3 protein-coding genes and 1 pseudogene are annotated in these 3,720 nt (G+C 35.9%); all 4 read left to right on the forward strand.

Features of this window, described 5'->3' with window-relative positions:
* On the forward strand, positions 1-1,211 hold a 1,211-nt coding region (locus tag ACFSGI_RS02350), incomplete at its 5' end, for an RHS repeat domain-containing protein (RefSeq protein WP_379282327.1).
* On the forward strand, positions 1,212-1,976 hold the full coding sequence (locus tag ACFSGI_RS02355) for a hypothetical protein (RefSeq protein ID WP_204827368.1): 765 nt from the start codon (positions 1,212-1,214) through the stop codon (positions 1,974-1,976). It abuts the gene before it with no gap.
* A 70-nt stretch (positions 1,977-2,046) separates the two neighbouring features.
* Positions 2,047-2,595 (forward strand): hypothetical protein, encoded by a 549-nt coding sequence (locus tag ACFSGI_RS02360; RefSeq protein WP_204827367.1) that lies wholly within the window; start codon positions 2,047-2,049, stop codon positions 2,593-2,595.
* Positions 2,596-2,813: 218 nt separating this feature from the next.
* A pseudogene (locus tag ACFSGI_RS02365) lies at positions 2,814-3,720 on the forward strand (RHS repeat protein); the annotation flags it as partial.

The raw sequence follows: 3,720 nt of genomic DNA on the forward strand, positions 1-3,720 counted from the left end.
ACACGTATGATCTACGTGGCAATCGGAAAACGCTGAGTGATACTCAGGAAGCATCGGCGACTAAAGAATCCAGTTATAGCTACGATCTCGATAACAAACTGATTGCAGCAACGATCGATGGAAATAAGACAACGATCGACTATTTACCGGACGGACTTCGTTCTCAGAAAACGACAGGTACAACGACCACCCAATACGGGTACGATGCTTGGAAAAATGTTGTATCCGAAAAGTCTAGTGATGGAAAACAGTCCACCTACATCCGTGGCGATCGAGTACTGGTGAAAAAAGATCAGACGGCAAGTAAAGACTACTACTACCTGTTCAACGGACATGGTGATGTGGTGCAAATGCTAGATACCAGTGGAGCGATTGTAAATAGCTATGGGTATGACGAGTGGGGTAACATTGTTAAGCAACAAGAGACGGTTTCCAATACTTTCAAGTATGCAGGCGAAGCGTATGATAGCGAGACGGGATTATATTATCTGAAAGCGAGATATTACGATCCAAGTCAGGGACGGTTTTTGAATGAGGATAGTTACGAGGGACAAATTAACAATCCATTGACACTTAATATTTACGGATATGTGAGTAATAATCCTTTGCGTTATATTGATCCTACAGGTAATTCAAATTTTGAAGTGAATCCTGGAACCTTAAACGAGCCCAAACCTCCCTCTGTTGTTGAACTAAAAGGTCATACTTATTGGGAAAAGTTAGAAAAGAGAGCATCTTCAGTAACTAATAAAATAAATAGATTAAATGTTTTTGCAGAAATTGCAAAAATTGTTGTAAAAGAAGGAGTTAAAGATGATGTTTCGAATGAGGTATGGAATACTTTGACCGGGACACAGCGAGGAGAATTTATAGAGGAAGTTCTTGCTGAGTATGATTATAAGGATTGGTATCAAATCGGTAGAGAATATAAAGGGTATTTTCCAGTTATAGATTTTCAGTCTAATGACAGACAAGTAGTAAGTTTGAAAACTGTAGATCCTAGAAGCTATAGTTCAGGTGCACTATTCACGAATTTATCAAATGCTTTAAAAGAACTAGCTAGTGCCAAAATAGTAATAGCTGGTGAAGAAGTTCCTATGGAAAAACGAATTTTGGATATTAGAGTACCTAAAGGATATATAAAATCAGTAGACTTAAAGGGTCTGCTTGATAAAGCTGGTAAAATACAAATTACTGTGGAGGAATTCTAAATGAAACAAGAGAATTTCGAAGAGTTAAGTTTTAGAATCAATATTTCAACTGTAAATATTAATTATCAAAATGTTATGCGTTGGTTAAAAAATGCTCCTTTTTTTGAAGTGGCATTTTTTCAAGCAGATGATATAAAGAAGTTTCAGGAACCAGTAGCTTGGAAAAGTAATTATTTAAATGAATTTTTTGAAAAGCTACATTCATTTAAATACCCTATATTCTCTAAATTTAAAGATTCGTCTGGAAATTCTGTACTTTTAGGTATTGGAAAAAAAAATTCATTTCTTTTATTTCATATTTACAATTTGCAAGCAAGTTTGCAGCAATGGGTAGAGTATATTAAATATTTCTTTGAAAATGAGAACATAGGGATAGTAGCCTGTATTTATCCTAAAGACGATTTGTTTTGGCAAAGAAATACGGATCCCAAACAATATGAATTAATGGGGAAATCCTTAGAAAATATTAAATTAATACCTTTTAATAAAGTCAAAAGTTTTATTGATACAATTTCACTTCCAGGTTATCCTGAGTACGTTGATGATTTATGGTTTGGATCAACTTGGAAAATGATTTATGGAGAAGAATATTTTCAATTTATTGCAAAGGATAAATTACTTTCTTACTCTAATGCTTATCAAATAGAAAAACTAAAAAACAATGCAATTAGCATTACGTTATTTCCTAATTATGAGGATTATTCTACTGATGAAGCTAGACGTTTACAACAAGACTTTAAAGATTATATTAAAATGAAAGATTAAATTTCTAACTTAGCAATGAGATGATTGAATTATTATTCAAAATAATTTTATTATAAAGGATGGTCATTATTTGAAGAATATGAATCTTATATTTCTAATATTTATATTTATTATTACAGGTTGTGAAATTAAGACTGCTTCAGAACAAGACCATAAAATTGTAGGTGAACAGATCAATATGAAAAATAATTTACAAGAAAAATTAAACGGAAAATGGATAGTTAAAGATATTATTAAATATGCTTATATAACTACTATTGATCTTAAAGTAGCTAAAGATTTAAAAGGATCATACTTCAATATAAACAATGAAGAGTTTACATCTGAGCCTTCCAAAATTAGAGAAATATTAATGCAAGAAGATCAAAATACAACTCCAGTTTTGAAAAAACCATATTATGTTTTTACTGATATTACTCATATGGAAGAAAGTGAAAGGGCTCCATCTTTAAATGAGCTTGGATTTGATGGCGAGCATATCTACAATGTTGAAATTTATAAAGATGATAGATATCAAAATCAATGGAGCCTAGGGATACTATTATTTGATCCTGCTTTTCCCAACAGGATAGTACTTTCTACAAATGGAGTATATTTTGAATTAGAAAAGTCGATCTAGTTAAATTCAAGCAAAAACCTTTAGCATATTAAATTTGCTAAAGGTTTTTGTCTAGTTGAATAAGCAACTAATAAAAGAGATCTGATTTTAAATTTTTTTTAGAATAAATATTATAAGCCATTAAAATCTTTAAATTAATAAACATTGAATTACTGGCAGAACAAATCGACAGCAACGGCAAAGCCACGACCACAACATATGATGCACTAGGTCGCCCGGTGAAAATTGTATCGCCATCGATCACCAACTTGGATGGAACCATCTATGCCGTGGAAGATCAATATGGTTATACCAATCGTGCGTATAGCACCGAAGCCGATAGCACCAATGCAGGCATCTTAACGATGCGTGTCGATGCCATTCGTCAATACACTAACACCGCTACAGGAGCGGTTACTGTACTGAGCCGTCAATCGTCGTACTATGATGGATTTGGCTTTTTGCGAGTGGATGAGACGTACAATGAAAGTAACGGCTGGACGCGTTCCCAGTATCATCCTGACGATCAAGGACGAGCCATTTATGCGATCGATCCACTAGGAAATACGCAGACCGCGAGTTACGACGCATGGGGACAACAAATCGAAGCGACCGATCCATACGGCAACCTGTATATTACAGCTAACCATATGACCCAGCGGAAAAACAATCATTTTGCGATTGCCGCCGCAGATGTGTCCGCTTATCGTGCGAATGCAGATAACCGTAGTATTCGCCTGAATGCAGTGGAACAATCCTATGATGTTTACGGCAATCTAGCGACAACGACTGCGTTCAAAGACGGCGCATCTCAAAACCAACCGATTCAAGAAAGTTACACTTATGACTTGCAAGGCAACATCCTAAGTTATACCGATCCAAACCAGACCCAAAACAGCAATGGAGTCACCAGCAACTATACCTATGATGCTCTGAACCGACTCACGGCTGTGCAAGATGGGATCGACCAGACGACTCGCTATGCGTACGACGGCACTGGAGGTCTAACGAAGATCACTGTGAACGCCCCTGCTGGCACAAGCGAAACGTTATACACCAAAGCGTACAACGAAGCCGGACAACTGACCGACAAAACCGATACGTCAGGCAAAAACACAGCGAATAGCTACAGCTCTCGTGGCTTAG

Source organism: Paenibacillus nicotianae, assembly GCF_042681745.1.
Taxonomy (GTDB): domain Bacteria; phylum Bacillota; class Bacilli; order Paenibacillales; family Paenibacillaceae; genus Saccharibacillus; species Saccharibacillus nicotianae.

Coding starts and splice junctions, on each gene's coding strand:
- ACFSGI_RS02355 (WP_204827368.1), top strand. CDS start 1,212: ATGAAACAAGAGAATTTCGAAGAGTTAAGTTTTAGAATCAATATTTCA.